At 70.1% G+C, this 23,754-nt stretch carries 22 protein-coding genes; 13 read left to right on the top strand and 9 right to left on the bottom strand.

Going from position 1 to position 23,754, the window contains the following annotated elements:
* Positions 1 to 55: 55 nt before the first annotated feature.
* Positions 56 to 1,105 (bottom strand): LacI family DNA-binding transcriptional regulator, encoded by a 1,050-nt coding sequence (locus tag ACI2L1_RS32600; RefSeq protein WP_404743081.1) that lies wholly within the window; start codon positions 1,103 to 1,105, stop codon positions 56 to 58.
* 193 nt (positions 1,106 to 1,298) lie between these two features.
* Between ACI2L1_RS32600 and ACI2L1_RS32605 the strand changes: the two genes are divergently transcribed.
* Positions 1,299 to 2,249 (top strand): ROK family protein, encoded by a 951-nt coding sequence (locus ACI2L1_RS32605; protein WP_404743008.1) that lies wholly within the window; start codon positions 1,299 to 1,301, stop codon positions 2,247 to 2,249.
* Between the two features lie 93 nt (positions 2,250 to 2,342).
* Here the strand turns inward: ACI2L1_RS32605 and ACI2L1_RS32610 are convergent, their stop codons facing one another.
* Positions 2,343 to 4,361, bottom strand: a complete 2,019-nt coding sequence (locus ACI2L1_RS32610; RefSeq protein WP_404743009.1) for an NPCBM/NEW2 domain-containing protein — start codon at positions 4,359 to 4,361, stop codon at positions 2,343 to 2,345.
* A gap of 153 nt (positions 4,362 to 4,514) precedes the next feature.
* Here ACI2L1_RS32610 and ACI2L1_RS32615 point away from each other — a divergent pair, with 153 nt between their 5' ends.
* The 7 genes from ACI2L1_RS32615 to ACI2L1_RS32645 all read left to right on the top strand — a co-directional run bounded on the left by ACI2L1_RS32615 (position 4,515) and on the right by ACI2L1_RS32645 (position 12,331).
* A complete protein-coding gene (locus ACI2L1_RS32615; RefSeq protein WP_404743010.1) occupies positions 4,515 to 4,715 on the top strand; it encodes a hypothetical protein in 201 nt (66 codons plus the stop codon).
* A 146-nt stretch (positions 4,716 to 4,861) separates the two neighbouring features.
* Positions 4,862 to 5,908: an NUDIX domain-containing protein gene (locus ACI2L1_RS32620; RefSeq protein ID WP_404743011.1), complete on the top strand. Its 1,047-nt coding sequence runs from the start codon at positions 4,862 to 4,864 to the stop codon at positions 5,906 to 5,908.
* 373 nt (positions 5,909 to 6,281) lie between these two features.
* Positions 6,282 to 7,313 carry an ABC transporter permease gene (locus ACI2L1_RS32625; RefSeq protein WP_404743012.1) on the top strand — a complete coding sequence of 344 codons (1,032 nt, stop codon included), beginning with the start codon at positions 6,282 to 6,284 and terminating at the stop codon, positions 7,311 to 7,313.
* A gap of 80 nt (positions 7,314 to 7,393) precedes the next feature.
* Positions 7,394 to 9,061: an ABC transporter substrate-binding protein gene (locus ACI2L1_RS32630; protein ID WP_404743013.1), complete on the top strand. Its 1,668-nt coding sequence runs from the start codon at positions 7,394 to 7,396 to the stop codon at positions 9,059 to 9,061.
* 71 nt (positions 9,062 to 9,132) lie between these two features.
* A complete protein-coding gene (locus tag ACI2L1_RS32635; RefSeq protein ID WP_404743014.1) occupies positions 9,133 to 10,125 on the top strand; it encodes an ABC transporter permease in 993 nt (330 codons plus the stop codon).
* A 26-nt stretch (positions 10,126 to 10,151) separates the two neighbouring features.
* Positions 10,152 to 11,228, top strand: a complete 1,077-nt coding sequence (locus tag ACI2L1_RS32640) for an ABC transporter ATP-binding protein (RefSeq protein WP_404743015.1) — start codon at positions 10,152 to 10,154, stop codon at positions 11,226 to 11,228.
* Positions 11,225 to 12,331 carry an ABC transporter ATP-binding protein gene (locus ACI2L1_RS32645; RefSeq protein WP_404743016.1) on the top strand — a complete coding sequence of 369 codons (1,107 nt, stop codon included), beginning with the start codon at positions 11,225 to 11,227 and terminating at the stop codon, positions 12,329 to 12,331. Before ACI2L1_RS32640 ends, ACI2L1_RS32645 begins: the two co-directional genes overlap by 4 nt.
* On the opposite strand, the gene ACI2L1_RS32650 is transcribed toward ACI2L1_RS32645, so the two are convergent.
* The 3 genes from ACI2L1_RS32650 to ACI2L1_RS32660 all read right to left on the bottom strand — a co-directional run bounded on the left by ACI2L1_RS32650 (position 12,247) and on the right by ACI2L1_RS32660 (position 15,403).
* Complete coding sequence (locus ACI2L1_RS32650) at positions 12,247 to 13,335, bottom strand: protein kinase family protein (RefSeq protein WP_404743017.1); 1,089 nt, start codon at positions 13,333 to 13,335, stop codon at positions 12,247 to 12,249. The genes ACI2L1_RS32645 and ACI2L1_RS32650 overlap by 85 nt on opposite strands.
* Positions 13,275 to 13,982, bottom strand: coding sequence for an MBL fold metallo-hydrolase (locus ACI2L1_RS32655; protein ID WP_404743018.1), 708 nt, complete (start codon positions 13,980 to 13,982; stop codon positions 13,275 to 13,277). The genes ACI2L1_RS32650 and ACI2L1_RS32655 overlap by 61 nt, the downstream gene beginning before the upstream one ends.
* A 65-nt stretch (positions 13,983 to 14,047) precedes the next feature.
* Positions 14,048 to 15,403 (bottom strand): dipeptidase, encoded by a 1,356-nt coding sequence (locus ACI2L1_RS32660; RefSeq protein ID WP_404743019.1) that lies wholly within the window; start codon positions 15,401 to 15,403, stop codon positions 14,048 to 14,050.
* A 133-nt stretch (positions 15,404 to 15,536) separates the two neighbouring features.
* On the opposite strand from ACI2L1_RS32660, the gene ACI2L1_RS32665 reads away from it, so the two are divergent.
* Positions 15,537 to 16,814, top strand: coding sequence for a geranylgeranyl reductase family protein (locus tag ACI2L1_RS32665; RefSeq protein WP_404743020.1), 1,278 nt, complete (start codon positions 15,537 to 15,539; stop codon positions 16,812 to 16,814).
* Positions 16,815 to 16,848: 34 nt separating this feature from the next.
* On the opposite strand, the gene ACI2L1_RS32670 is transcribed toward ACI2L1_RS32665, so the two are convergent.
* Positions 16,849 to 17,298, bottom strand: a complete 450-nt coding sequence (locus ACI2L1_RS32670; RefSeq protein ID WP_404743021.1) for a nitroreductase family deazaflavin-dependent oxidoreductase — start codon at positions 17,296 to 17,298, stop codon at positions 16,849 to 16,851.
* 134 nt (positions 17,299 to 17,432) lie between these two features.
* Between ACI2L1_RS32670 and ACI2L1_RS32675 the strand changes: the two genes are divergently transcribed.
* The 3 genes from ACI2L1_RS32675 to ACI2L1_RS32685 all read left to right on the top strand — a co-directional run bounded on the left by ACI2L1_RS32675 (position 17,433) and on the right by ACI2L1_RS32685 (position 20,221).
* The gene (locus ACI2L1_RS32675; RefSeq protein ID WP_404743022.1) at positions 17,433 to 18,125 is read left to right on the top strand and encodes a TetR/AcrR family transcriptional regulator; all 693 of its coding nucleotides are present in this window, start codon (positions 17,433 to 17,435) and stop codon (positions 18,123 to 18,125) included.
* Between the two features lie 195 nt (positions 18,126 to 18,320).
* Positions 18,321 to 19,559 (top strand): sensor histidine kinase, encoded by a 1,239-nt coding sequence (locus tag ACI2L1_RS32680; protein WP_404743023.1) that lies wholly within the window; start codon positions 18,321 to 18,323, stop codon positions 19,557 to 19,559.
* Positions 19,556 to 20,221 (top strand): response regulator, encoded by a 666-nt coding sequence (locus ACI2L1_RS32685; protein WP_404743024.1) that lies wholly within the window; start codon positions 19,556 to 19,558, stop codon positions 20,219 to 20,221. Before ACI2L1_RS32680 ends, ACI2L1_RS32685 begins: the two co-directional genes overlap by 4 nt.
* Here the strand turns inward: ACI2L1_RS32685 and ACI2L1_RS32690 are convergent.
* Together ACI2L1_RS32690 and ACI2L1_RS32695 are read right to left on the bottom strand one after the other, a co-directional pair.
* Positions 20,182 to 20,469, bottom strand: a complete 288-nt coding sequence (locus tag ACI2L1_RS32690) for a DUF6332 family protein (protein ID WP_404743025.1) — start codon at positions 20,467 to 20,469, stop codon at positions 20,182 to 20,184. The two genes, ACI2L1_RS32685 and ACI2L1_RS32690, sit on opposite strands and share 40 nt — an antisense overlap.
* Positions 20,470 to 20,544: 75 nt before the next feature.
* Positions 20,545 to 22,032, bottom strand: a complete 1,488-nt coding sequence (locus ACI2L1_RS32695; RefSeq protein WP_404743026.1) for an MFS transporter — start codon at positions 22,030 to 22,032, stop codon at positions 20,545 to 20,547.
* A gap of 86 nt (positions 22,033 to 22,118) precedes the next feature.
* On the opposite strand from ACI2L1_RS32695, the gene ACI2L1_RS32700 reads away from it, so the two are divergent.
* Entirely contained in the window at positions 22,119 to 22,499 is a 381-nt protein-coding gene (locus tag ACI2L1_RS32700) for a MarR family winged helix-turn-helix transcriptional regulator (RefSeq protein WP_404743027.1), read from the top strand.
* Positions 22,500 to 22,972: 473 nt separating this feature from the next.
* On the opposite strand, the gene ACI2L1_RS32705 is transcribed toward ACI2L1_RS32700, so the two are convergent.
* Complete coding sequence (locus ACI2L1_RS32705) at positions 22,973 to 23,707, bottom strand: maleylpyruvate isomerase family mycothiol-dependent enzyme (protein WP_404743028.1); 735 nt, start codon at positions 23,705 to 23,707, stop codon at positions 22,973 to 22,975.
* Between the last annotated feature and the right edge of the window lie 47 nt (positions 23,708 to 23,754).

Raw genomic sequence — 23,754 nt, forward strand, 5'->3', positions numbered from 1 at the left:
CCCGCCAGGCCCCCGTGCCTCCGGTGCGGTATGGGTCTCGGTCGTCGCCATCTGTTCACTCCGCCGGCGGCAGCTCGCCCGAGCCGCGGGTGATCAACCGCGTCGGCAGTTCGATCCGCTCCGGTGTCAGCAGCGTGCCGTCCAGCTGACGGAAGAGCCGTTCCGCGGCCGTGCGGCCGAGGGTCGCCGCGTCCTGGGCGACGACGGTGACGCCCGGTTGCAGCAGGTCCGCGAGTTCGATGTCGTCGAAGCCCACGAAGGCGACCCGGCGGGAGTGTTCGGCGAGGACACGGATCACGGTGACCGTCACCCTGTTGTTGCCCGCGAAGATCGCGGTGACGGGGGAGGGGCCGGAGAGCATCTCCTCGGCCGCCCGCCGCACCCGCTCCGGGTCGGTGACGCCCAGCGAGGTCCAGGCGTCCGCCACCTCTATGCCGGCGTCCTCCATGGCGGCCCGGTACCCGCGCAGCCGCTCGGCGGCCGTGTGGATACGGGGCATGTCGCCGATGAAGCCGATCCGCCGGTGTCCGTGGGCGATCAGGTGGGCCACCCCGTCGCGGGCGCCGCCGAAGTTGTCGGACAGGACGACGTCCGCGTCGATCCGGCCCGCCGGACGGTCCACGAACACCGTGGCGACGCCCGCCTTCAGCTCGGGCTCCAGATAACGGTGGTCGTCACCGGCCGGGATGACCACCAGCCCGTCCACGCGCCGGGCGCACAGCGCCAGCACCAGTTCCTGCTCCCGCTCCGGGTCCTCCGCGCTGGAACCGTTGATGAGCAGGGCGCCGTTGGCCCGGGCGATCTCCTCCACCGCGCGGCTGAGCGGGCCGTAGAACGGGTCGGCGAGGTCCTCCAGGACCAGGCCGATGCTGGCCGTACGGCCCTTGCGCAGCACGCGCGCGCTGTCGTTTCGGCGGAAGCCGAGCGCGTCGATGGCCTCCCGGACCCGGTGCTCCGTCTCGGGCGTGACCCCCGCTTCGCCGTTGACCACCCGCGAGACCGTCTTGAGTCCTACACCGGCCCGTGCGGCCACGTCCTTCATGGTCGGGCGATTGCCGTATCGGGTCGCGGAGAGACGGTCTGCTCGGCTGTGGGTGTCGGGCACGATACGGCGTCCTGTCCTGTCGTCGACGGGGATGCGACGGTCCATGATTTGTATGAGGATGTGGCGTCGAGCATAGAGCCTGGACAACGTTGTCAGATGAGGGAGACACTGTCCACCGCAATCCGTCGGCCTGCGCCCCCACCGCGAGACCGGCCTGTCCATTTCTCAAGGTTGACCGGGAGAACTGACACTGATGCACACCGACCTCGTGGCTGCGCTCGACATCGGCGGCACCAAGATCGCCGGGGCGCTGGTGGACGGCCACGGCCGGATCCTGCTCCGCGCGCAGCGCGCCACGCCCGCGCAGGAGGACGGCGAGAGTGTGATGCGCGCCGTCGAGGAGACCCTCGGCGAGCTCACCGACTCGCCGCTGTGGGGGCGTACCACCGCCCTCGGTATCGGCAGCGCGGGCCCGGTGGACGCCTCCACAGGCACCGTGAGCCCGGTGAACGTACCCGGATGGCGCGACTATCCGCTGGTCCGGCGGGTCCGGGAGGCGGCCGGCGGGCTCCCCGTCGAGCTGATCGGCGACGGTGTGGCCATCACGGCCGCGGAACACTGGCAGGGTGCCGCACGCGGGCACGACAACGCGCTGTGCATGGTCGTGTCGACCGGTGTCGGAGGCGGCCTGGTGCTCAACGGTCAGCTGCACGCCGGGCCCACCGGCAACGCCGGTCACATCGGACACATCAGCGTCGACCTCGACGGCGACCCCTGTCCGTGCGGTGCGCGTGGCTGTGTGGAGCGCATAGCCAGTGGCCCCAACATCGCCCGGCGCGCGCTGGAGAACGGCTGGCGGCCCGGACCGGACGGTGACACCTCCGCCGCCGCGGTGGCCCACGCGGCCCGGGGCGGCGACCCGGTCGCCGTGGCCTCCTTCGAGCGGGCGGCGCAGGCGCTGGCCGCCGGTATCGCCGCCACCGCGACCCTGGTCGAGATCGACATCGCCGTCATCGGAGGTGGGGTGGGCAAGGCGGGCGACGTCCTCTTCGAACCGCTGCGCAAGGCGCTCGGCGACTACGCGACCCTCTCCTTCGTCCAGCGCCTGACGATCGTGCCCGCGCAGATGGGCACCGACGCGGGGCTGGTCGGAGCGGCCGCGGCGGCGCTCGCACGGCAGGGGGACACGGCCGCGGCGGTCTGACGGCCAGAGTGCCAGGCCGACGGGTCGGGAGAAACGTTCACTTGGCGACCGGGTCCTCCCGCGGCCCCGGTCGCCAAGTCCGTACGGCCGCTCTCAGCAGCTCAACCGCGCGTCCGCCCAGTCCGCGTGGTCCGAGTCGATGCCGTCCCCGCCGTCGGTGACGACGAGCCGGACGACCTGGGCGCCGGTGACGTCGGCGGTGAGCGGCTGGGCCGGCATGGCGTTGGTGAGGACGCCCGTGGACGCCACCTTGGCGCCGTCCGCCCAGATCTCGAAGGCCACGGTGCCGTTCGCGCCCTTCTCGTCGTCGACGCCGACATCCGCGGTGACCGTCTCGCACGCCGCGCCCGTGTAGTACTCGACGGCGCTCTCCGCGTGCACACCGAGCCCCTTGGCGTACACGACCCCGCCGACAGTGATCGGATGACCGTCCCCCGCGGCGTCCTCGCCGTTGCTGGTGTTGCGCTCGACGGGGCCGTAGCCGTTGGCGGCCGACAGCCACGGAAGGTCACCGAGACCGGAGGTGCCCGAGGGTGGCGGCACCACCACGCTCACGGTGAACGGCAGCGTGTTCTCGACACGGGCACCGGCCGGTGAGCGGTAACTCGCCTTGAGCGTCAGGTCGTACGACCCCGGCGGCGTCCCTTGTGGAGCGGTGACCGACCACTTGGTGTGCAGCGAGCGGCCGGTGGACAGGGTCGCGGTGGACGTTGGCGAAGTCGCCTTCACGGCCCAGCCCTCGGGGCCGGACAGCCGTACGGAGACATGCTTGGCCGGTGTGCGCCCGAGGTCGGTGACGGTGGTGGTCAGCTTGGCCGGCGTGCCGGTCTCGGCCAACCGGCTTCCGACCAGGCCGAGTTCGACGGCGGGCGGGTGCTGGTGCCACCTGCGGTCCGTGGAGACCCGTACGAGAACCGTGCCGTGCGCCGGGACGGTCGCCGAGATCGTGCCCGCGGTGTTGTAGCTCTCGTGCTTCCACAGGTCGCGCAGGGTGTACGCGTCGGCGTCGGGCAGGCCGACCGCCCCGGCGGTCGTGGTGATCCCCTGCGGGCTGCTGGTCTCGTTGAACAGCGCCACCGCGCGGCTGCCGTCCTTCATCTCCTTGGCGACGACCCAGCGTCCGCCCTCGGACGAGAGCACCGTGCCCTGTGTGCCCAGCGGGTCCTGGTCGACCGCGATGACCTCCTTGTTGCCGATGATCTCGAAGGTCTCGTCGGAGGCCGTGCGCAGGTCACTGCCGATGAGCAGGGGTGCGGCCATCACCGACCACATCGAGAAGTGCGAGCGGTACTCGGTGTCCGTCATGCCGCCGTTGCCGACCTCCAGCATGTCGGGGTCGTTCCAGTGTCCGGGGCCTGCGTGGGGCGCCAGCGGCAGGTTCTGCTTGAGGATCGACAGCATCGAGCCCCAGGTGTCGCTGATGTCGCCGGTGGTGCGCCACAGGTGTCCGACGTCCGCCGCCCATTCCCAGGGCTTGTTCTCGCCCCATTCGCAGATGCTGTAGACGATGGGCCGGCCGGTCGCCTTCAGGGCGTCGCGCATGGTCGTGTAGCGCAACTTGGCGTCCACGCCCTGGTTGTTGCAGTTGTCGTACTTGAGGTAGTCGACGCCCCAGTCGGCGAACTGCTGCGCGTCGCTGTACTCGTGGCCCAGCGCGCCCGGGAAACCGGCGGGGTTGCAGGTCTTGGTGCCGGCGCTGGTGTAGATGCCGAGCTTGAGGCCCTTGGAATGCACGTAGTCGGCGACGGCCTTGATCCCGTTCGGAAAGCGGGCCGGGTCCGGGACGAGCTTGCCGTCGGCGTCGCGGCTCGGCAGGGCCCAGCAGTCGTCGAGGTTGACGTACTGGTATCCGGCCGCCTTGAGACCCTTGTCGACGAAGAGGTCCGCGATCCCCTTGACCATGGACTCGTCGAACTCGGCCCGGCAGTGGGTGGAGTTCCAGTTGTTGAAGCCCATGGGCGGGGTGAGGGCGAGGCCGTCGGCCAGGGCGGGGGACGAGGGTCTCGCCTCGTCCGCGACGGCGGTGGGAGCCGCTCCGGGCACCGCGAACAACAGCACGGTGAGCGCTGTGACCATCCTTCGGCGGGTCGTGCGCGTGGGAAGGTGACGCATCGTTACGTTCCTCCGAACCGGCGGAAGGTGGGATGACTGCATGTACGCGTCATCCTGTGAGTGATTACGGTAGAACCTGTTCGACTTCGTTGGAAGAGAGCTGCACGGATGGTGACACCGTGACCCATCGCGTGCGGCGACGTTGATCAGGCCATGAAGAAGCGCAGCATGCTCGCCATCGCCTCCCTCGCCACCGGATTCGTCGTCGCGGCGGTCACGCCCTCGCACTCCCTGGACCTGAACAAGGACCTCAACCACATCACTGTCGACGACACCCTGAGCACCCTCGGCCACACGGTCTCCAGCGACAGCCTGGACGGCCTCGACGAGAGCGCCCTGGGGCAGAACGGCTGACGAGGTCCGCCGCACGGACCGCGGCGCCGGTGCCCCTTGGACGTGGGGGTTCCGGCGCCACCTTCGTGTGCCCTCAGCTGCGGCTGGTTTCCGTGGCAGGGTGGAACGGGCAAGCCTCAGGGGGCCAAACAGAAGAGGGGGAGTCCGTGATCGTCTGGATCAACGGCGCGTTCGGTGCGGGGAAGACCACCACCGCACGGGAACTGATCGAACTGATCCCGAACAGCACGCTCTTCGACCCCGAGGACATCGGCGCGGCGGTCGTACGTCTGCTGCCGCCCAAGCACCTCGCCGAGGTCGGCGACTTCCAGGACCTGCCGATCTGGCGACGTTTGGTGATCGACACGGCGGCCGCGATGCTCGCCGAGCTCGGCGGGACCCTCGTGGTCCCCATGACCCTGCTGCGCCAGGAGTACCGCGACGAGATCTTCGGCGGCCTCGCCGCCCGCAGGATCAGTGTCCGGCACCTGCTCCTCGCTCCGGCGGAAACGATCCTGCGTGAGCGAATAGCCGGGCGGGAGACCCCGCCGACCCTGCCGCTCGGCCAGTCGGGACAGGGGTCGGGGCACTGGGCGTACGACCGCATCGAGCCCTACCGGGCCGCCCTCGCCTCCTGGCTCGTCGCCGACGCCCATCTGATCGACACCAGTGCGCTCACCCCGTTCGAGACGGCTGCCCGTATCGCCGAAGACCTCGGCACCGGGACCGTACCCGTGTGCGACATCGTGCAGACCCCCGAGCCCACCGCCGAGACCGTGGCCGCGGGGGTCCTCCTGTTCGACGAGCGGGACCGCGTACTGCTCGTCGACCCCACCTACAAGGCCGGCTGGGAGTTCCCCGGCGGTGTCGTCGAACCGGGCGAGGCGCCCGCGCAGGCCGGCGTGCGCGAGGTCGCCGAGGAGACCGGCATTCACCTCGACGGCGTACCCCGGCTCCTCGTCGTCGACTGGGAGCCGCCCGTGCCTCCTGGATACGGCGGACTGCGCCTGCTCTTCGACGGCGGCCGGCTCGATTCCACGGTGGCACGACGGGTACTGCTGCCCGGACCCGAGCTGCGCGGCTGGTGCTTCGCCAGCGAGGCGGAGGCCGCGGAGCTGCTGCCGCCGGTGCGCTACGAGCGGCTGAAGTGGGCGCTACGGGCCCGGGAGCGCGGAGCGGCGCTGTACCTGGAAGCCGGGATTCCGATCGGCTGACCGTCTGGACGAGGCCCCGCCGGCCCGAAGCGGTGCCGGCGGGGCCTCGTCATGTTCGAGGCGATGTTCGGGGCAGGCAAGCGGAGGACGAGAACCCGCCAAGGGAATCGTCGCGATATCTCCATGTCAGAGCTAACGAAATGTCCCGCCCTCGTCAACTCTTGGCAACGAGCGCAAACAATCCCCTTTCCGGTCATTTTCTGTCTTGACCGGCCTCTCGGCGGGTTGCGACAGTCCGCTCAGCCTCACGGCGCCGACAACGGCCGGCGACCGACGTCATGCCCCCAGGGAACAGCCTCATGTCGAGACCCTGTCCGCCGGCGACGGCGAAAACTCAGCGCCAGCCCCAGCACATACCCGGGACGTCCGCACGATGACGACGCAACAGCAGCCGATGCGCGCCGCCACCGGCACCACGCAGGCGGTCGGTGAACCGTCGCCGGACCCGCGCGGCGACGGCACGGTCATCACCGGGCGTTCGCCCGCCCGTATGGCCTGGCGGCGCATCAAGCGGGACAAGGTCACCCTGGCCGCGTTCGTGATCACCGTGCTGTTCATCCTGATCGCGCTGCTGGCCCCGGTGCTGACCGCGATCACCGGATGGGGGCCGATCACCCCCGACGGCAAGGCGATCGACCCGGACACCGGCAACTTCCCGCGCGGCGCGCTGGGCGGCATCAGCCTCACTCATCTGCTGGGGGTCGAACCGGGCACCGGATACGACCTGTTCGCGCGGATCGTCCACGGCCTGCGCACCTCGCTCCTCGTCGGCTTCGCCTCGGCCGTGCTGTCCACCGTCGTCGGTGTCGTGGCCGGACTCGCGGCGGGGTACTCCGGCGGCTGGGTCGACAACGTGCTGTCGCGGATCATGGACGTGATGCTGGCCTTCCCGCAGCTGCTGTTCATCATCGCGCTGACCCCGGTCATCCAGAACGCGCTCCAGACCAACAGCCACGGCGGCACCGACGAGAACCTCCGGCTGCTGGTCCTCGTCCTCAACATCGCGGTGTTCGCCTGGGCCTACACCGCCCGGCTGGTGCGCGGGCAGGTCCTGTCGCTGCGCGAGCGGGAATTCGTCGACGCGGCACGGATCATGAGCGCCGGGCGATGGCACATCCTCTTCCGCCAACTGCTGCCGAACCTGTGGGCGCCGGTCCTGATCTCCTTCGCGCTGGCCGTCCCACAGAACATCACCACCGAGGCGGCTCTGTCGTACCTCGGCGTGGGCGTCATCCCGCCCAACCCGGACTGGGGGGCGCTGCTGTCGGACGCCTCCCAGTTCTTCCTCCAGGACCCCATGTACCTGTTCGTCCCCGGAGTCCTGCTGCTGGTTCTCGTCCTGGCGCTGAACCTCCTCGGCGACGGCGTCCGGGACGCCCTGGATCCCCGCGCGGCCCGCGGCTGACGCGGTCCCCCTCAACACCGGTGCGAGCGACCCCACCTGGGCCACCGTCGCCGAGCCGTAGAAGAACGGAGTGTTACCTCATGACGCGCAGAAGGCGCTCGATCGCGCTCGCGGCCACCGCCGTGGCGATCGCCCTGGGGGCCACCGCATGCGGGGGCTCCTCCAGTACTACCGGGAGCGGCTCCCCGGCCAAGGGCGGCACGCTGACCGTCCTGGACCACGCCGACTTCGACCATCTCGACCCCCAGCGCGTCTACACGACCGAGGGTTCGAGCATGGACCAGGAACTCGTGCGCACCCTGACCGGCTGGGACGAGACCGGTTCCCAGCCCAAGCTCGTCGGCGACCTGGCCACCGACACGGGCACGCCAAGCAAGGGCGACACCGTGTGGACCTTCCATCTGCGTTCGGGCGTCAAGTGGCAGGACGGAACCACGGTCACCGCGCAGGACGTCAAGTACGGCGTCGAGCGGACCTTCTCACCCGACATCAACGGCGGCCCGCCGTACGCCAGTCAGTGGCTGGTCGGCGGTTCCTCCTACAAGGGGCCCTACTCGGGCAAGCAGCTCGCCTCCATCGAGACGCCCGACGCGTCGACGGTCGTCTTCCATCTGAACGCGCCCGTCGCGGACTTCAACCAGACAACCGCCATGCCCGGCTGGTCGGCGGTGCCCAAGGCCCACGACACCGGTTCCACGTACGACACGCATGTCTGGTCCGACGGGCCGTACATGATCAAGTCGTACACCAAGAACAAGGAACTCGTCCTCGTCAGGAACACGAACTGGAAGCAGTCGACCGACCCGATCAGGCAGCAGAACGTCAACGAGATCGACGTGAAGCTCGGCCAGGACCAGTCGGCGATCGACCAGCAGATCAAGTCCGACGCCGGCACCGCGCAGACCTCGATCATGCAGTGGCCGCTCGCGGGCTCCGACCTGACGACGATCTCCAGCGACCCGTCGCTGAAGTCCCGCTACTACAAGATCCCGGCCCCGGGCATCAACTACCTCGCCGTCAACACCACCCGCGTCAAGGACCTGAAGGTCCGTCAGGCCATCGAGTACGCGATCGACAAGACCACCGTCCGCGGCGCGTTCGGCGGTTCGGCCTACGGCGACTACGCGAGCACGATGCTCAGCCCCGGCATCGGCGGCTACCAGAAGTCCAACCTCTACAGCACCAACCCGGCAGGGGACCTCACCAAGGCCAAGGCGCTGATGAAGCAGGCCGGGAACCCCAAGCTCACCATGTCCCTGGCGGTGGAGAACACCACGACCGAGGAGCACTTCGCCGACGCGGTGAAGACCTCGCTCGGCACCATCGGCATCACCGTGAACATCACCCCGATCGATGCGGCGAACTACTTCAGCACCATCGACAACGTGAAGAACCAGTACGACCTGACCTGGGGCGACTGGATCGCGGACTGGCCCAACGCCTCCACCGTGCTGCCCGTGCTGTTCGACGGACGGCAGATCGCGAAGCTGCCGCAGTCCAACCAGGACCTGTCCTACCTGAACGACCCGACGGTCAACGCGCAGATCGACAAGATCGCCAAGCTGACCGACATCAAGCAGGCCGACACCGCCTACGGCGCCCTGGACGAGCAGATCATGAAGGACGCCGCGGTGGTCCCGCTGATGTACATGAACTTCAGCGAGCTGGGCGGTTCCAAGGTCGGCGGGATCATCCCGGACCCCATCCTCGCCGAGCCCAGCCTGGTCCACGCCTACGTCAAGAGCTGACGCACCCCTCCTAGGCCCGCCGGCGGTCCCCGGCCGGCGGGCACCCACCTCACGTCAGGGTCCAGCACGACATGCTTCGTTACCTCATCCGGCGCCTGCTGGCAGCGGCCGCGATCCTGCTGGTGATCACCGTCATCACCTTCGTGATCTTCTTCGCACTGCCGTCCGACCCCGCACTCCTGGCCTGCGGCAAGACCTGCTCGCCGTCCCGGCTGGTCGAGATCAAGCATTCGCTCGGGCTCGACCAGAGCTTCCTCACCCAGTTCTGGGAGTTCTTCAAGGGCCTCTTCGTCGGCCGTGACTTCGGCGACCAGAGCGTGCGCGTGCACTGCGGCGCGCCCTGCCTCGGCATCTCCTTCCAGACCGACACCCCCGTCCTCAGCACCCTGCTGGACGACTTCCCCGCGGATCTGTCGCTGGGCCTCGGCGCAGCGGTGTTCTTCCTGGTCCTGGGCGTCGGCCTCGGCACGGTCGCTGCGGTCCGCCGGGGCAAGGCGGCCGACAAGGCGGCGGTGGGACTCGCCCTGCTCGGGGTGTCCGTGCAGATCTACTTCGTCGGACTGCTGCTGCTCTACCTGTTCGTCGACAAGTGGCAGATCCTGCCCGCCTCCGGCTACACCCCGATCACCCAGGACCCGTCCGCCTGGTTCCAGGGCCTGATCCTGCCGTGGGCCACCCTGGTCATCGTCTACCTCGCGCTGTACACTCGGCTCACTCGCTCCTCCATGCTGGAGGTCTTCGCCGAGGACTACATGCGCACCGCCCGCGCCAAGGGCCTGTCCAGCGGCAGGGTCGTCCTCAAGCACGGTCTGCGGGCCGCGATCACCCCGATCATCACCATCTTCGGCATGGACGTCGGCTCGCTGATCGGCGGCTCCGCGGTCATCACCGAGTCGGTGTTCGGCATCAACGGCATCGGCAAGCTCGCGGTCGACTCGGTGCAGAACTCCGACCTGCCGGTCATCCTCGGCACCACGCTCTTCGCGGCCACCTTCGTCGTGCTCGCCAACGTCGTCGTCGACGTGGTCTACGGCCTTGTCGACCCCCGTGTCCGTCTCGCCTGAGCCCCTCACCGCAGCAAGGAAACCCCGTGTCCCTGCAGACCTCACCGCAACCGTCGGACGCCGGTCCCGCGGCCGCCCCCTTCCTCGACGTACGGGATCTGCGTGTGCACTTCCCGACCGAGGACGGGATCGTCAAGTCCGTCGACGGCGTCTCCTTCACACTGGAGAAGGGCAGCACCCTCGGCATCGTCGGCGAGTCCGGCTCGGGGAAGTCGGTCACCTCCCTAGCCCTGCTCGGGCTCCACAAGGGCACCCGCGCCGCCGTCTCCGGCGAGATCCGCCTGGACGGCCGGGAGTTGGTCTCCCTCCCCGAGCACGACATGCGCGCACTGCGTGGCCGTACGGTCTCCATGATCTTCCAGGACCCGCTGTCCGCCCTGCACCCGTACTTCACCGTCGGCGCCCAGATCGCCGAGGGCTACCGGGTCCACCGCAAGGTCTCGAAGAAGGAGGCCCGGGACCGGGCCGTGGAGATGCTGCGGCGGGTCGGCATCCCGCAGCCCGAACGCCGGGCGCGGGACTACCCCCACCAGTTCTCCGGCGGCATGCGGCAGCGCGCCATGATCGCCATGGCGCTGGTCTGCGACCCCGAACTGCTCATCGCCGACGAGCCGACGACGGCCCTGGACGTCACCGTGCAGGCGCAGATCCTGGACCTGATCCGCGATCTCCAGGAGGAGTTCGGCTCCGCCGTCATCCTCATCACCCACGACCTCGGTGTGGTGGCAGACATCGCCGACGACATCCTCGTGATGTACGGCGGCCGCCGTATCGAGTACGGCACGGTGCACGACGTGCTCAAGGAGCCACAGCACCCTTACACCTGGGGCCTGTTGGAGTCGATGCCGCAGATCACCGGGGACGTCGAGCGACGACTGAACCCGATCGCCGGGTCTCCGCCGAGCCTGATCAACCCACCGGGCGGCTGCGCCTTCCACCCTCGCTGCACCTACAAGGGCTGGGTTCCCGAAGGACGTTGTGCGGTCGAGCGACCCGAACTGGTCGCCGTGCCCGGCACAGGCCGGCACCTCGCCGCCTGCCACCTCACCCCGGAGACCAGGAAAGAGATCCGCGGTCGTACGGCCGCCGGGGCCGCGCAGTGACCGCGGCGGACGAACAGGAGCATCCCGTGAGCACCACCGAGCCCGCCGCCGGGGAGCACCTGCTCGAAGTCACCGGCCTCACCAAGCACTTCCCGATCCGTCATGGCATCGTCTTCCAGCGGCAGATCGGGGCCGTGCACGCCGTCGACGGCATCGACTTCACGGTCGGTCCCGGCCAGTCGCTCGGCCTTGTCGGCGAGTCCGGCTGCGGCAAGTCGACCACGGGCCGGCTGGTCACCCGGCTGCTGGAACCCACGGCCGGAAAGGTGGTGTTCGACGGCGAGGACATCACCCACACCCCGGAGAACCGGATGAAGGACGCTCGCCGGAACCTCCAGATGATCTTCCAGGACCCCTATTCCTCTCTGAACCCCCGGCACACCGTCGGCACGATCGTCGAGACACCGATGCGGCTCAACGGCACCAATCCGCCGCAGGGCCACAAGAAGCGTGCCCAGGAACTCCTTGAGACGGTCGGCCTCAACCCCGAGCACTACAACCGCTACCCGAACGAGTTCTCCGGGGGCCAGCGCCAGCGGATCGGGATCGCCCGTGCCCTCGCCCTGCGGCCGAAGCTCATCGTGGCCGACGAACCGGTCTCGGCGCTGGACGTGTCCATCCAGGCGCAGATCGTCAACCTGCTCCAGGACCTCCAGCGGGAGTTCGGCATCGCCTTCGTCTTCATCGCCCATGACCTGGCAGTCGTGCGGCACTTCTGCGAGCGGGTCGCGGTGATGTACCTCGGCAAGATCGTCGAGGTTGCCGACCGGCAGACGCTGTACACGAGACCGCGGCACCCCTACACCCACGCGCTGCTGTCCGCCGTCCCCGAGGCCGACCCGGAGGGCACCCGGCGGCGGGAGCGCATCCGTCTCGCCGGGGACGTGCCCTCGCCGGTTGATCCGCCGTCCGGCTGCCGCTTCCGGACCCGGTGCTGGAAGGCCCAGGACAGGTGCGCGACCGAGGAGCCGCCGCTGGTGCGTCTTTCGGGCAACGCGGACGGCCACCTGACGGCATGTCACTTCCCGGAGGAGCCGAGCGTCGAGGCCCGCGACGAGGACATCGTGCTCGATCCGGCACTCATGCCTTCGACTTCCTCGTAGGGGTACGGAGTGAGCGGGCTCTCCCGCTCCAGACGACGATTGAAGTCGCCTACCACCACGGCGAGTCGGGCGTACCTGGAGATGAGGGCGGCCGTGGCCCGGGGTATCCCCTCGGGGCTCATGCCGTCGGCGCAGTCGCGGATGAAGTCCTCGCGCTCGTCCCGGGCGAGACCGTACTGGTCGACGACCAGCCAGTGCACCAGATAGGAGAGGGCGTAGGCGCGGTCGTAGTGACGGTGGCCGTCGTAGAAGTCGCGCTCCGGCGGGGCGAGTTGGAAGCGGCTGGACAGGGCGAGCCCGTAGTCGGCCAGGTAGAGCTGTTGTCCGTCGGTGAGGATGTTGCGGAAGTGGGCGTCGAAGTGGATGAGTTGCTGCTTCTGGAGGAAGCCGGTGACGGATTCGAGGCCCTGTTCCACGAGGGAGCAGGCCGCGTCGGCGTCATCCGTGCGCAGCTGTTCGTGCAGCCAGTCGTGGACGGTGCGGGGCACGTACTCCAGGAACAGCGCCAGGCTCGCGTTCGCGGTGCGCAGGGCCTCGATACGTGCGCGGCCGCCGCCCCAGTAGGCCACCGTCCGTTCCGCATCCGCGAGTTCCTCGGGCAGCGGCTGCGGTGTGTCGGGCAGGACCCGCCAGTGGTGCAGCAGCGGGAAGCCCGGGAAGCGTCCTGACCGCACCCAGTTCGTCGTCATCTCGTGCACGGCCAGCTCGCGCCAGGCGCCGAATCCGGGGCTGCAGAGCGCGCCGATGCCGTAGTGGCAGCGGGCCGGCATCTCGAAGAGGTTCGCGGTGGAGCGCATGTGGTCAGGGTGGAGTTCGACGTCGGTGAGCGGCAACTGCTTCACGAAGACCCGTACGCCGTCCACATCCAGCAGCGTCGCTTGCCCGCCGATCCCCGCGCCGGCGGGCGTACCGGAGGCCACGAGCTCCGCGAGGTCGCGGCCGCTCAGGAGGGCGAGGGCGGTGGCGGTGTCGGCGTGGGTGCTGAGACGCGCGGGGGAGACCATGACCCCATGATCGGCCACCCGTGGCCGCAGCACGTGATGTTCGCCCCGAGGGCCGCCAACTTCTCGAAGGAGTGGAGGGCTTGGGCCCAGTCGATGTTGAACACTCCGGGCATCACCGTCCCGTCCACGGGCGACGCGGCCACGGAGTCCCCGGTGAACAGCACCCCGTGCGAGGGGAGATGGAGCGCCACGCTGCCAGGTGTATGACCGGGGACATGGACGACCCGCCCTCCGCCGCCGACGTCGAGCAGATCGCCCTCGGACAGTTCGGTGACCTTCGACGGCCGCGCGAACCCGCCCCGCGGCAGGTGTCGTAGGGCTTCCGCGTACAAGGGGCGCTCCCAGTCCTCGAACACCGGGGGATGGCCGGGGACTTCGCCCCGTACGACGGGGGCGTCCAGGTGATGCGCCAGCACCTCGGCGCCGGTGAGAGCGGCCAACTCGCCCGCACCGCCCACGTGGTCCTCGTGGAAGTGGGTCAGCACGATCCGCCGTAGACGCCCTTGTACGCAGTTACTGATCGACGCTGCGAAACCCGCCGGACCGGTGTCGATCAGGGTCGACTCTTCGCCGTCCCGCCAGAGATAGGCCTGGCCGACCGGGAAGCGCAGGAGGTGGAGTTGGGGGAGGAGTTCGACGACGTCCATGGGACGACCGTAGAAAGGCCCCCGTCCGAGGGCGAGGGCCTTCTGCCGGCGGCAGAGCCGTCGGATCAGCTTGACGCGTAGTTGCGCAGGAAGAGGGCCTCCGCCACCGACAGGCGCTCCAGCTCCTGAGGGGACACGCTCTCGTTCACGGCGTGGATCTGGGCCTCCGGCTCGCTCAGGCCGATGAGGAGGATCTCGGCGTGCGGGTAGAGGGCCGCGAGGGTGTTGCAGAGAGGGATGGAGCCGCCCTGGCCGGCGTACTGCATCTCCTGGCCCGGGTAGGCCACCGCCATCGCGTCGGCCATCGCCGCGTACGCCGGGCTGCTGGTGTCCGCGCTGAACGGCTGGCCGTGGCCGATCCGCTCGGTGCTCAGCCGCGCACCCCACGGAGTGTGCGCCTCCAGGTGGGCCTGGAGCAGCTTGGTCGCCTCGTCCGTGTCGATGCCCGGCGGCACCCGCAGGCTGACCAGAGCACGGGCGCTCGCCTGCACGGACGGGGTGGCGCCGACGACCGGCGGGCAGTCGATGCCGAGGACCGTGACGGCCGGGCGGGCCCAGATGCGGTCGGCGACCGTGCCGTCGCCGATCAGTTCGACGCCGTCCAGCACCTTGGCGTCCTCGCGGAACTGCTCCTCGTCGTACTGCAGGCCGTCCCAGGACGCGTCCGGAACGAGCCCGTCGATCGTCGTCGAGCCGTCCTTGGCGCGCAGCGAGTCCAGTACGCGGATCAGCGCGGCCAGCGCGTCCGGGGCCGCCCCGCCGAACTGGCCGGAGTGGAGGTTGCCCCGCAGGGTGTCGATCCGCACGCGCATCATCGTCATACCGCGCAGGGTGGCGGTGACCGTCGGCAGGCCGACGCGGAAGTTGCCCGCGTCGCCGATGACGACGGAGTCCGCCTCCAGGAGCTCGGGGTGCTGCTCGGCGTACCGCTCCAGGCCGCCCGTGCCCTGCTCCTCCGAGCCCTCGGCGATGAACTTGACGTGGACCGGGACCCCGCCGTTGGCCTTGAGGGCGCGCAGCGCGAGCAGGTGCATGAGCACGCCGCCCTTGCAGTCGGCGGCCCCGCGCCCGTACCAGCGGCCGTCGCGCTCGGTCAGCTCGAAGGGCGGGGTGGTCCAGCCTGCCTCGTCCAGGGGCGGCTGTACGTCGTAGTGCGCGTAGAGGAGGACCGTCTTCGCACCCGCGGGACCGGGCAGGTAGCCGTACACCGACTGCGTTCCGTCGGGAGTGTCGAGGAGTTCCACGTCCTGGAAGCCCTCGGCGGTGAGCGCGTCCGCGACCCAGCGGGCGGCACCCTCGCTCTCGCTCCTCGGGAACTGGTCGAAGTCCGCCACCGACCTGAACGCCACCAGTTCGGTGAGCTCCGCCCGCGCCCTGGGCATCAGCGAGGCGACGGTCTCGGCGACCGGATTCGACGACATGGGCACGCTCCTTGTGGGTGCGACGTTGTACCTGTGAGTGCCGTAGATCCTCCCACAGTGGTGTGTGGGCGGGCCCGCCGTAGGATGCGGGAGACAGGTGCGGCAATGGCTTGATCGGGAGCAGCAGACCATCGTGAGCAGCGAGAACTCTTCGGCGGACGACCCTTCGGCGGACGGCGTGCGGGACGACGCGCAGCGGGTGTGGGACGTCGTCGTGGTGGGCGCGGGACCCGCGGGCGCCTCGGCCGCCTACGCGGCGGCGGTCGCGGGACGGCGCGTGCTGTTGCTGGAGAAGGCCGAGCTGCCCCGGTACAAGACGTGCGGCGGCGGCATCATCGGCCCCTCGCGCGACTCGTTGCCGCCCGGCTTCGAGCTGCCCTTCCGGGACCGGGTGCACGCGGTCACCTTCTCGAACAACGGCCGTTTCACCCGCACCCGGCGCTCCAAGCAGATGCTCTTCGGGCTGATCAACCGGCCCGAGTTCGACCAGCAGCTCGTCGAGCACGCCCAGAAGGCGGGCGCCGAGCTGCGCACGGGCGTCACCGTCCAGCGCGTCGAGCAGCACGGCTCGGCGGTGCCCGACCGGCGTACGGTCGCCGTGCTGCTCCAGGGTGGCGAGACACTGCTCGCGCGGGCGGTCGTCGGGGCCGACGGCAGCGCCAGCCGGATAGGAGCGCATGTCGGCGTCAAGCTCGACCAGGTCGACCTCGGTCTGGAGGCGGAGATCCCGGTGCCGGAGACCGTCGCCGAGGACTGGAAGGGGCGGGTCCTCATCGACTGGGGCCCGATGCCCGGCAGTTACGGCTGGGTCTTCCCCAAGGGGGACACCCTGACGGTCGGTGTGATCTCGGCGCGAGGTGAAGGCGCGGCCACCAAGCGGTACTTGGAGGACTTCGTCGGGCGGCTCGGCCTCGCCGGGTTCGAACCCAGCGTCTCCTCAGGGCACTTGACCCGCTGCCGTGCCGATGACTCGCCGCTCTCCCGCGGGCGGGTGCTGGTCTGCGGTGACGCGGCGGGACTTCTTGAACCGTGGACCCGCGAGGGCATCTCCTTCGCGCTGCGCTCCGGGCGGCTCGCGGGGGAGTGGGCGGTGCGGATCGCGGAGGCCCATGACGCGGTGGACACCCGGCGTCAGGCGCTGAACTACGCGTTCGCCATCAAGGCGGGCCTCGGCGTCGAGATGAGCGTCGGCAAGCGGCTGCTGACCGCGTTCGAGCGTCGGCCGGGCCTGTTCCACGCGGCGCTCACGGGTTTCCGGCCCGCGTGGAACGCGTTCAAGGAGATCACCCAGGGCTCGACCTCGCTGGGCGAGCTGGTCCGGGGCCGGCCGATGGCCCAGCGGGCGCTGGCCGCGCTGGACCCGCGACCGGCTGAGCGCGGGGTGGACACCGGCGGCGAGGCCACGTCCTGACGGGTCACTTCCTGAGGGGGCACTTCCTGAAGGTTCACTTCCTGACCGTGATCCGGAACACCGGGTGGTCGGGGGCGGCCGCGATGATCTCCTCGTCGGAGGACTTCGCGGTGACGCCCTGGAAGTACTGGTTGACCTCCCAGCCCCACTTCTCCAGGTAGGTCCGCAGGAGCGGGAGCTTCTCCGTGTCGGGAAGCTCCACCGCGGTGAACTCCCGGACCCTGCGTCCGACCCGAAGCTCCCCGCCGCCCGCGGCGCGCATGTTGCGCACCCACTGGGAGTGGCCGCGCGCCGAGACCAGGTACTGCCCGCCCTCATATGTGTGCGGGTTGACCGGGATCCGCTGCATCCGGCCGCTTTTGCGGCCGCGCACCGACATCTCCGCCGTGCCGGCGAGGCTGAAGCCGTGTCGGGCCAGCCAGCCGATGACGCTGTTGAGGCGGACGGTGAGCGGGCTGCCCTTGAGGTAGTAAGGCGACGACATGGTGACCCCCATCGAATGGAGAGAGCGCTGCTCTCGTTTTCGTCTGGCATCAGTCTGCACGGACCGGCGACCCAAAGCAAGAGCAGTGCTCTCGATTGTGTGCACCGCTCTGTTTCTGTGGGAGACTGGCTCGTATGAGCACCGCACAAGGCGCCCGGGCCCGCGCCCGGATCGAAGTCACCGCCGCCATCAAGGACGAGGCGCGCCGACAGCTGGCGGCCGAGGGCGCCGTCAAGCTGTCGCTCCGGGCCGTGGCCCGGGAGCTGGGGATGGTCTCCTCGGCGCTCTACCGATACTTCCCGAGCCGCGACGACCTGCTGACCGCGCTCATCATCGATGCGTACGACTCGCTGGGTGAGCGCGCGGAACAGGCGCACGAGGCCGGCGTGGAGGTCGGGTCGCTGGAGCGCTGGGTCGCGGTGTGCGAGGCGGTGCGCTGCTGGGCGCTGGACCATCCGCACGAGTACGCGTTGATCTACGGCTCCCCGGTGCCCGGTTACATCGCGCCCCAGGCCACCGTCCCGCCCGCGGCCCGAGTCGGCCTCCTCCTGATCGGCATCGTGCGCGACGCCCACCAGGGCCCGGGGGGTCTGGAGGAGCTGACCGCGGTGCCCGAAGACCTCCGCACCGAGGCCGACCGCATCGCCGCCGACCTCGCCCCGGACCTCCCGTCCGAGGTGGTCGCGGCCCTGGTGACGGCCTGGGCCCAGCTCTTCGGCCTGGTCGGCTTCGAGCTCTTCGGACAGTTCAACCGGGTCGTGGAGGACAGGGCGCCCTTCTTCCGGCATGCGGTGCGGCGACTGGGGCGGGGGGTGGGGCTGCGATAACGGGCGTGGGGTGGCCGGCGATGACGGGCTTGGGGTGGCCTGAGACAAGGAGTTTGGGGTGGCCTGCGACAAGGGGCGTCCGGCCGAGCCGTGAACCCCCGGGCCCCGCCGTTGCCGTCGTACTTCGCCGGGAGTACCCGTGGTCGCCACGCTCGGGGGACGCCGGGCCCGGTCGGGGCGTCTAGCGTGGCTGTCATGGACGGTGAGCAGGGCGTGCGCGGGGGCGGCCCGGCGCGGTGGTGGCGGCAGGGGCCGTCGTGGTGGGACCGCACCGGTGGCGAGCGGCGGGGGACCCGGTGGCCCTGGCCGTCCACCGTGCTGCTGACGGCCTTCGTGCTCGCGGGATCGCGTTTCGCCGAGTCCGAGCAGGTCGGGGAGCGAGCCCCGCTGGACACCTTCGCGCGGGTGCTGCTGGTGACCGGTTCGGGGCTGTTGCTGTGGCGGCATCGGCAGCCGGTGCTCGTCGTCTTCGGTACGGCCGCCGCCGCGATGCTGTATCTGGGCGCCGGCTATCCCTATGGGCCGGTCTTCCTGACCGTCGCCCTCGCCTGCTTCACCGCCATCGTGGCGGGGCATCGCAAGGCCGCCTGGACCGCGCTCGGGATGCTCTGGGTCGGGCATGTCCTGGTGGCTCACTGGCTCTACCAGTGGCTGCCGCCGTCCAGGGACTCCGCCGTGCCCTGGGGGCAGGAGGGCGTGATCGCCGCGTGGACCGTCGCGATCGTCGCCGTGTCGGAGCTGGCCAGGACCCGGCGCGACCAGTGGGCCCGGGAACGCGCCGAACGCGCCCAGGCCGCGCGGCGGCGTGCCGACGAGGAGCGGCTGCGGATCGCCCGCGAGCTGCACGACGTGCTCGCCCACAGCATCTCCGTCATCAACGTCCAGGCCGGCGTCGGTCTCGCCCTCCTCGACGCCGACCCGGAACAGGCCCGCACCGCGCTCACCACCATCAAGGCCGCCAGCAAGGAGGCGCTCGGCGAGGTCCGCCAGGTGCTCGACACCCTCCGCACGCCCGGTGACGCGCCCCGTGCCCCGGCACCCGGCCTCGACCGGCTGCCCGAGCTGGTGTCCCAGGCCGCGGGCGCGGGGCTCACTGTCGAGGTGGAGGGAACGGCACCGCCTTTGCCGCCCGGCGCGGACCTCGCCGCCTTCCGGATCGTCCAGGAGGCGCTCACCAATGTCGTACGGCACTCAGGATCGCGGCACGCGCACGTGCGGCTCGCTCACGACGACGGCGCCCTACGGCTCCGTATCGACGACGACGGACCCGCGACCGGCGCCGACGCGGGCGGCAGCGGCAACGGTCTGGCCGGAATGCGGGAGCGGGCCGCCGCACTCGGTGGCACGATCGAGGCGGGCCCGCGTCCCGACGGAGGGTTCCGGGTGCTCGCCGTACTGCCGCTCAAGGTGAAGGCCAAGGAGGACGACCGGTGATCCGCGTACTGCTCGCCGACGACCAGTCACTGGTACGGGCCGGCTTCCGGGCGTTGCTCGACGCGCAGCCGGACATCGAGGTGGCAGGGGATGCCTCCGACGGTGAGGAGGCGCTGCGCAAGGTGCGTGAAATGCGGCCGGACATCGTCCTGATGGACATCCGGATGCCCCTGCTCGACGGCCTGGCCGCGACCCGGCGCATCACGGAGGACCCTGCTCTGGGCGATGTGAAGGTGGTCATGCTCACCACCTTCGAACTCGACGAGTACGTCTTCGAGTCGATCCGCTCCGGCGCCTCCGGCTTTCTGGTCAAGGACACCGAGCCGGAGGAACTCCTGCGTGCCGTAAGGGCGGTGGTCGACGGCGACGCACTCCTCTCTCCGGGAGTGACCCGACGTCTCATCGCCGAGTTCGCGGCCCGCTCCAAAGAGCCCGCCGCCGAGGGCGCCCTCGCCGAACTCACCGAGCGGGAAAGGGAGGTGATGGCCCTGGTCGGCATCGGCCTGTCCAACGAGGAGATCGCCCGCCGCCTGGTCGTCAGCCCCCTCACCGCGAAGACCCACGTCAGTCGCACGATGGTGAAGCTGGGCGCCCGCGACCGCGCCCAACTCGTCGTGCTGGCCTACGAGTCGGGGCTGGTGCGGCCGGGCTGGCTGGGCTGAACGTCGTCCTGCCGGAACCGCACCAGCACGCTGATCACCCGGGCGAAGAAGACCACGGGAGCGAGCAATAGGCCGAGGCGGAGCAGCAATGTCTCCACGGTGCCCGGGAGTTCGAACAACAGCGCCGGCCCGGCCACCGCCCCGAAGAGCACGGCGGCCGCGAACAGCGCACTGAACAGGGCGTATCCGATCTCGACGGTGATGGCGTCCCGCTCGGACTGGTTCCGGCGTCCCCCGTAGGTCTCCATCCTCCGAGTCTCACAGCCGGGTGCCCGGCGGAGCAAGCAGGCTCCGCCGGGCACCCGGTGCGGGAGAGACACCCCCTAGTCGCGTACGGGTACGCGCTTCGCCTCCTGGGAGAGGGACTTGGCGACCACCACGGTCGGTCGGCGGCGCCGGACGCGCAGTCCCGTGAGCGAGATCAGCAGGCCCGCGAGCGCGATCCCGGTGACCACCGTCAGGGCGGGCAGGTAGCTGTCGAGGACGGCCTGCGGGGACGCGCCCTCCGCGGGGGCGTTCGCCGTCAGGACCGCCGTCACCACGGCGAGGAACAGTGCGCCGCCCACCTGGACCGAGGTGTTGAGCAGACCCGAGACCATGCCCTGCTCGTGCTCGTCGACCCCGTTGGTGGCCTGGACGTTCAGGGACGGGAAGGTCAGGGCGAAGGCGGCGCCTACCAGCAGCATGGTCGGCAGGATCACCGACGCGTAGACCGGGGCGAGGTCGATGCGCAGGAACAGCAGGTAGCCGACGACCATCAGGGCGAAGCCCACCACGATCAGCCGTGGTGTGCCGAACCGGTCGATGACCGTGCCCACCTTGGTCGCGGACAGCGCCACCAGCGCACCCGCCGGCAGGAACGCCAGCGCGGTGTGCAGCGCCGACCAGCCGAGCAACTGCTGCATATAGAAGGTCACCAGGAACTGAAAGCCCATGTAGCTGCCGAGGAACGTCAACGCCCCCAGCTGCGCCCGCACTTGAGGCCCCGAGCGCAGCACGCCGAGCCGGATCAGCGGGCTCGGGCTGCGCCGCTCGACGGCCACGAAGGCGGTCAGCAGGGCGACTACGCCGACGAAGGAAAGGAGGGTGCGGGCCGAGCCCCAGCCCGCTTCCGGTGCCTGGACGACGGTGAACACCAGCAGCAGCATCGAGGCGGTGCCGAGGACGGCGCCGGGGATGTCGTATCCGCCGGTACTCTTCTCGCGCTCGCTGCGCGGCAGCAGCTTGAGGCCCACGACGAGGGCGAGCAGGGCCACGGGGGCGGGCAGCAGCATGGTGTAGCGCCAACTGGCCTCCGTGAGCAGGCCGGAGAAGACCAGACCCATGGAGTAGCCGGTGGCGCCGCAGGTGGTGTAGATGGACAACGCCCGGTTGCGCAGGGGGCCTTCGGCGAAGGTCGTGGTGATGATGGACAGACCGGCGGGCGCGGTGAAGGCCGCGCTCAGGCCCTTGACGAAGCGGCTGGCGATCAGCAGCGGGCCCGAGTCGACGAGGCCGCCGAGCAGCGAGGCGACCGCGAAGACGCCGAGCGCCACCAGGAAGACCTGGCGTCGGCCCAGCAGGTCGGCGGCACGGCCGCCCAGGAGCAGCAGACCGCCGTAGCCGAGGATGTAGCCGCTGACGATCCATTGCAGCGTCGCGGTGGAAAGGCCCAGGTCGGCGCCGATGGACGGCAGCGCGACGCCGACCATCGACACGTCCAGCGCGTCCAGGAACATCGCGGCGCACAGCACCAGCAGGGTGCCCCAGAGCCTGGGTGTCCAGCGGACCGCTGAGGACGGGTCCGCGGGGGTGGTGAGCGGAGAGGTCATGCCGAAGACAGTACATGCGCATGCATCCAATGCAAGAGCATTTAATGCCGATGCAATAATCCGCCTTCTCTGCTACGGTGCCGCGCATGGTGGCGAAGAAGCCCGAGCAGGCGCTCGCGGAGCAGTGGCGGGACATCCTGGCACTGCACGCGCGCACGCAGTGCGAACTGGACCGTGCCCTGCACCAACACGGCCTGTGCGCCAGCGACTTCGAGGTACTGGACGTCCTCGCCGACGGGGGTTGCGCCTACCGCGTCCAGGAGATCTCCGAGCGGGTCCATCTGAGCCAGAGCGCGTTGTCCCGGCTCATCGCCCGGCTGGAGAAGGACGGGCTCGTCGAGCGCGGGATGTGTGCGGAGGACCGGCGGGGCGTGCGCGTGTCCCTCACGTCGAAGGGGCGCATGCTGCATGGGGATGCCTTGCCGGTGCAACGCGCGGTTCTGACGAGGATGTTGGAGCCGTCGTAGGTGGTTTCGTCTGTAACAGGATGGGCGAGTCGGTCTTTCCCCTCTGGCTTCGCAGCCGGAAGTGATGGCAGCCCGAGTGATCGCCTGGTGGACGGCTCCCGGTCGGGTCGACGGCTCAGGCCGCACTTGGCCGCTCCTCCGGATCGGTCTGATCGTTGGTCCGGATGTGGCGTTGGCTGACGCGCAGCGGGGGCGGATCGAGTCGTAGCTTCCGGACCGGACGCCGAAGCGCGGTGGCCGGTGGCGGGACCATCGCGAGTGATCGATGCGGGATCGCGTGGAAGTTTCAGACCGGATCGCAGTGGGTGCACGTGCAGGAGCCCGCCAGGTGGACCAAACGAAACTGCCCGCCGTGGATGTCCTCGCCGGGCCGGTCCGCGTGGCGGCGACGGCCAGGTCGAGGGTGATGTCATCCGGATGAGATCCGTTGTTCTTGGGCCAGGCTGTTGTGCTGGGGAAAGAGGCCCTCTCGTCTAACCCACGGCGGACGTCTCCCGCCACAGTCCGGCCACCGAGACATCCCCGGTCACCGAAGGAAAGGGCACCCGGTTCCACAGGGCCAGGTACAGGCGGGCGGCTGGGCCGGACACCTCGCAGTCGGCGGTGCCCGCGTCGCCGTACTCGGTTGCCGGTGGGTCCTCGGTCAGGCGTACGGTCCACACCGCGCCGTCCGCGTCGGTCGTCCGCACCCGCAGTACCCGGGGCTCGGCGCTGCGGACCCGGCTCTTCGTGCGGGCGTGGAAGCCGCGGAGCAGTTCGTCGATGCCGTCGGCCGCGAAGTGCCGGCCGAGCTCGTCGGGGGTGCCGCCGCGTGCCGCCTCCGCGTCGAAGCGGTGGACGGCTGTCTCGTGTGCCTGGCGCCGGGCCCAGAACGCGAGCGGTGACGGTGCGGGCAGGAAGTGCCAGCACTGCACGTCGGGTGCGGCGGAGGCGAGCGTGTCGACCAAGCGGCGGTGGCCGGTGCGGAACCAGGTCAGCAACTCCTCGCCGTCGAGGGCGGGTGCGTCGTTGAAGGGGTGGAAGGAGGTCTGTTGCTCGGCCACGAACGACGCCGCCCAGCGGTGCACCGCCCCCGTGTGCCGCAACAGGTCCCGCACCTGCCAGTCCGGGCAGGTCGGCACCTTGGCGTCCGTCCCGGCCTGTTCGGCGGCCGACGCCAGCAACTCGCCTTCCCGCTCCAGGATTTCGATGAACTCGGCTGTCTCCATGGGGTGAGTGTGCCCGACGGTGCTGCTCTGCTGCCCACCTTTAGCAC

Source organism: Streptomyces sp. NPDC019531 (assembly GCF_044903305.1).
Taxonomy (GTDB): domain Bacteria; phylum Actinomycetota; class Actinomycetes; order Streptomycetales; family Streptomycetaceae; genus Streptomyces.